At 69.5% G+C, this 4,879-nt stretch carries 6 protein-coding genes; 1 reads left to right on the top strand and 5 read right to left on the bottom strand.

All coding sequences use genetic code 11. The annotated features are described in order from the left end of the window. The 4 genes from ACWTSU_RS08315 to ACWTSU_RS08300 form a co-directional block, all read right to left on the bottom strand. A partial coding sequence (locus tag ACWTSU_RS08315; RefSeq protein WP_455139630.1) for a twin-arginine translocase TatA/TatE family subunit occupies window positions 1–633 on the bottom strand: 633 nt, incomplete at its 3' end. Between the two features lie 61 nt (window positions 634–694). Next, window positions 695–1,015 (bottom strand): STAS domain-containing protein, encoded by a 321-nt coding sequence (locus ACWTSU_RS08310; protein WP_455139628.1) that lies wholly within the window; start codon window positions 1,013–1,015, stop codon window positions 695–697. Between the two features lie 22 nt (window positions 1,016–1,037). Beyond that, complete coding sequence (locus ACWTSU_RS08305) at window positions 1,038–1,865, bottom strand: tetratricopeptide repeat protein (protein WP_455139626.1); 828 nt, start codon at window positions 1,863–1,865, stop codon at window positions 1,038–1,040. 161 nt (window positions 1,866–2,026) lie between these two features. Continuing rightward, a complete protein-coding gene (locus ACWTSU_RS08300) occupies window positions 2,027–3,313 on the bottom strand; it encodes an aminotransferase class I/II-fold pyridoxal phosphate-dependent enzyme (protein ID WP_455139624.1) in 1,287 nt (428 codons plus the stop codon). 114 nt (window positions 3,314–3,427) lie between these two features. Here ACWTSU_RS08300 and ACWTSU_RS08295 point away from each other — a divergent pair, with 114 nt between their 5' ends. Continuing rightward, complete coding sequence (locus ACWTSU_RS08295) at window positions 3,428–3,685, top strand: hypothetical protein (RefSeq protein WP_455139622.1); 258 nt, start codon at window positions 3,428–3,430, stop codon at window positions 3,683–3,685. Window positions 3,686–3,956: 271 nt separating this feature from the next. On the opposite strand, the gene ACWTSU_RS08290 is transcribed toward ACWTSU_RS08295, so the two are convergent. Continuing rightward, on the bottom strand, window positions 3,957–4,757 hold the full coding sequence (locus ACWTSU_RS08290) for a YebC/PmpR family DNA-binding transcriptional regulator (RefSeq protein WP_455137600.1): 801 nt from the start codon (window positions 4,755–4,757) through the stop codon (window positions 3,957–3,959). Window positions 4,758–4,879: the final 122 nt, after the last annotated feature.

The following is a 4,879-nucleotide window of genomic DNA, read 5'->3' as shown; positions in this document are numbered from 1 at the left end:
GTTCGCTCCGCGCTCCTCGCTGCGCTCGTCGCTCCCTTCGTGAGTCGCGACGGCACCGTCCCCGCCGGCTCCGCCAACGGCGGCCGGCTCGACGGGGCTCTCGCTCGGGGCGGGCTTGGCCGTGGGGTGCATCGCGTAGAGGTCGGCGGCGCTCGGCTTGGCGGCGGGGGGTTCGGGCTGGGCATCGGCCGTGGGCTCGGAGGGTGCCTCGGCTGACGTCTCGGTCTCGTCGGGCTCGGGGGCGTCGTCGTCGGCTTCGGCGGCTGCGGAGGCCTCGGCGGCCTCGCGGGCCTTCTTCTCCTCGGCGAGGCGCTTCTTGCGCTCGGCGAAGGTCTCGACGTGGCGCTCGGGCGCAGCGGTCTGCTCGCCCTCGGGCGCCTCGAGGTCGGCGTCCTCCTCGAGGGCCTCCTCGCGACGCTTGCGGTTGGGCTTCTTGGGGTTGTCGCTCATGGCCTCGGCGGCCGGGTCCATGATGTTGGTCTGGACCACCTCGGTGAAGCCCTCCTGGGCGTTGCGGAACTGGCGCAGGGCCCTGCCCAGGGTCCGCCCCATGCCCGGGAGCTTGTCGGGTCCGAAGATCATGAACGCAAAGAGCACGATGAGAACGAGCTCTGTCTCTCCAATGCCAAACACGGACTAAAGTCACCCGCTTTCGTGTCGTCGTCCTTCTCGCCGCCGGGGCGGCCCCTCTTTCCTAGTCCTCGCGGATGTTGAGGTCGTCGCTCACGCCGAGCAACCCCAGCACGCGCGCGACGTTGCGCTGCGGGTGCGCCACGACGAGCGTGCCGCCGGCCTCGAGCGCGCGGTGCGCGGCGCCCACCAGCACGCCGATGCCCGTGGAGTCGATGTAGGGGACCTCAGCGAGGTCGACCACGAGCTCGCCGCCCGCGATACCGGCCGCGATCGCGGCGTCGATGCCCTGGCGCAGCTCGTCCGCGCAGGAGACGTCCACCTCGCCGGTCACGCGCAGCAGCGCGCCCGCGTCGGTGGTCGTGGTGGTGATGTCAAGGCTCATGGGCCCTCCCCTCGGGCGCTCGCTACTCGCTCGCACCCGCGTCGTTGGTGGCGCCGTCGGCGCCCGTGTCGGTGGTGTCGGTGCCGTCCGTGCCCGCGTCGTCCGAGCCGTCGTCCGCGGAGCCGTCCGCGCTGTCGCCCTGCAGCGACTCCAGACGGCCCTCGGCGTAGCTCTTGGCGCCCGCCTCGTCGTCCGGGTCGTTCGCGACGGCCTGCTCGTAGGCCGCGACGGCCTGGTCGGTGGAGCCCTGGGCCTCGTAGAGCATGCCCAGGTCGGCCCAGGCGGGCGCGTATTCGGGCGAGGCCTGTGTGACGGCCTCGAGGTCGGCGACGGCCTGGTCGGTCTCGCCGAGGTAGTACTCGCACAGCGCGCGCTCGGTGCGCGCCTCGGGCGTGTCGCTCAGCTCGAGGTACTGGTCGTAGTAGCCGAGGGCGCGCTGCAGGAGCTCGGTGCCGTGGGAGCGCTCGTCGTCGGTCTGCGCGAGCATGCCCACCATGCGTCCCCACGACGTGCAGTTCTGCGCGAGCGACAGGAGCGAGTCGGTGTCGGACGGGTCGGCCTCGACCTTGCTCTCGAGGTCGGCGACCGTGGACTCGTACTGGGAGTCCACGTAGTCGACGTTGTACTCCACGGTCTGGTTGTCGCTCTGGACGACCGACGCGATCGCGCCGGCGAGCGTCGAGAAGGCGAAGATGACGATGAAGGCGATGATGACGACCTTCTGCGGGCGCGAGAGCTCGCCGGGCCTGCGCTCGCGCTTGGCGCGCTTCGCGTCCTTCTCGCCCGCCGGGTCCTTGCCCACCCGCTTGCTCTTGGGCTTGGACGGCTTTGGTGCCTGCTTCTTGGACATCCCCTGATGCTCCCGCCTCGTGCGCTGTGACGCATGCGCGCCGCAGCCTCCTAGGATATGCCACCGGGCCCCGCCCGCGACGCGGACCGGGCCCGAGCGGCGATAATAACAGAACTTCGCCAGAGCGCCGAAGGGCCGGCCCCGGCGTCCCGGGGCCGCCGCTACGCGCGCTCGGCCCTGGCGAGACGGGCGGCCACGAGCTTGACGGCCACCACGAAGACGTCGAGCGCCTGGCCGAGCTCCTCCAGCGTCGGGTAGGTGGGCGCGATGCGGATGTTGGCGTCGCGCGGGTCGTTGCCGTAGGGGAAGGGCGCCCCGGCCGGCGTGAGCTTGACGCCCAGCTCGCCGGCGAGCTTGACGACGGCCTTGGCCGAGCCCTCGGGCCCCTCGAACGACACGAAGTAGCCGCCGCGCGGGTGCGTCCACGTGGCGCAGTCGAGCCCGCCGAGACCCTCCGTGAGCTTCTCCTCCACCAGCGCGAAGCGCGGGGCCACGAGCTCGGCGTGACGGCGCATGTGCGCGGCCACGCCCGCGGCGTCGCGCAGGAAGCGCACGTGCGCGAGCTGGCTGATCTTCTCGGGCGAGACGCGCATGGCCGCGAAGGCGCGGCGCAGGTCGGCCATGTCCGCCGGGCTCGCGGCGACCCACGCCATGCCGGAGCTGGGGAAGGTCACCTTGGCCGTGGAGGCGAACTCGTAGACGAGGTTCTCGGCGCCCGCCTCGGCGAGCGCGTCGAAGATGTTGAGCAGCTCGTCGCCCTCGCCCGCGAAGGTGTGGACGGCGTAGGCGTTGTCCCAGAAGATGCGGAAGTCCGGCGCGGCGGGCCTGAGCGCGGCGAAGGCGCGCACGACCTCGTCGGAGTAGGTGACGCCGGTGGGGTTGGCGTACTTGGGCACGCACCAGATGCCCTTGACCGTGGCGTCCTTCTCCACGTACTCGCGGACGACGTCCATGTCGGGGCCGTCCTCGCGCATCGGAACGGGGACGTTGGTGATGCCGAAGCTCTCGGTGACGGTGAAGTGGCGGTCGTAGCCGGGCACCGGGCAGAGGAACTTGACCTCGCCCTGGCGGCACCACGGCTCGTTGCCGGCGATGCCGTGGACGTAGCCGTGCTCCACGCAGTCGTACATGAGGTTGAGGCTCGACGAGCCGATGACCGAGACGTTGGCCGCGTCCACGCCGATGAGCTCGGCCGCGAGGGCGCGCGCGGAGGGCAGGCCGTCGGGGGCGCCGTAGTTGTCGGCGTCGACGCCCTGGTCGGCGAGGTCGGTCTCGCTGGTCACGAGGTCGAGCATCGGGCGCGAGAGCGCGGTCTGCTCGGGGCTCGGCTTGCCGCGGGCCATGTCGAGCTTGAGGTTCAGGGCGCGCAGCTCGTCTGCCTGGCGCTCGAGGTCCGCGAGGGCGGCGTCGAGCTCGGCGTCGGTCATCTTCTGGTAGACGGATGTCATGGGTCGGGTCCTCCTCTGGCTCAGGTTGTCCGGTCAGAGTATAGATGCAAACCCGGGTGGGGCTGCTACCATGTTCCAGACGAAAACGAACGATTACACGCCCGAGGAGGACCCATGGACCTGCGCGCCGAGGAGTACGGCGAGCTGCAACGGCTCGTGGACAGCGTGTTCGTGCCGGGAATCGCGTCCGCGGCGACCTGCTCCAAGCTCGACGTGGTGACCCGCGCCGAGATCCTCGACCTCTGCGCCGACCTCGTCGAGGTGGTCGAGGCGCTGCCCTCGCGCACCTACACCCGCCAGCGCCTCTGCGACCAGCTCAACTCCATCCTCACCGGGCGCGGCTGGGGCGCCGTCTACGGGACGGTCGCGTAGCGCGCAGGGCGGCCGCCGCGCGCCCTTCTCGTCCCTCTCGCCGGCCAACGAACCGCATCGCGCCCTTCTCGGCACCCAACGACCCGCGCATCGTCCTTCTCGCTCTCCAACAACCCGCAAAAAATGATTTCATATTCATATATTCACAGGATTAAGGTTTGTGAATGTCAGTTTTTGCGGGTTAATCGAGAAGAACGGCCGGAGAGCGCGACAAAAAAGGCGGCGCCCGGACCGTCCGGACGCCGCCTCAGCGAGAGCTTCTCGCCGCGCGCTACTCGTCCTCGGCCAGGGCCTCGGCGATCTCGTCGGTCATCTCCATGGTGTGGTAGACGTTCTGCACGTCCTCCAGCTCGTCCAAGCGGTCGACGAGGCGCTGGACCTTCTTGGCGTCGGCCACCGAGACCTGCGTCGGGGTGGTGGGGACCATCGTGAGCTCGGCGCCCTTGACCTCGATGCCCTGGTCCTCCAGGCCCTTCTGGACGTTCTGCATGTTGTCGTAGGCGGTCCAGACGATCCACTGCTCGCCGGCGTCCTCGTAGTCCTCGCCGCCGGCCTCGGCCACGGCCATCATGAACTCGTCCTCGTCGACGGCGTTCTCGCGGTCGGCGACCTTCTTGTCGTCGGACTTGATGACCTTCTCCACAGCGATCGAGCCCTTGCGCTCGAACTGGAACGCCACGGAGCCAGAGGTGCCGAGGCTGCCGCCGGAGTGGCTGAACGCGGAGCGCACGTCGGCCGCGGTGCGGTTCTTGTTGTCGGTCAGGCAGTCAACGTAGACGGCCACGCCGGCGGGACCGTAGCCCTCGTAGGTGATCTCCTCGTAGTTGGCGGCGTCGGCGCCGGAGCCGAAGGCCTTGTCGATGGCCGCCTTGATCTTGGCGTTGGGCATCGAGACCATGCGCGCGCGGGCCACGGCCGCGGCGAGCGTGGCGTTGTTGTCCGGGTTGGGGTCGCCGCCGAGCTTGGCCGCGACGGTGATGTTGCGCGAGAGCTTGGAGAACAGCGACGAGCGCTTGGCGTCGATGGCCGCCTTCTTGTGCTTGGTGGTAGCCCACTTGGAGTGTCCGGACATGTGCATCCCCTTCGGTGATTTGTAGCCTGAAACGCTCATACGATAGCGAAGGCGGCGCGGCTTGTAAAGTGAGACGTTGGGGACAGGTTCGTTTGTCTCATAGGGATTTTAATGAGACAAAC

It is taken from the genome of Thermophilibacter sp., from assembly GCF_966187215.1.
This window is presented reverse-complemented; position numbering and strand designations above follow the sequence as displayed.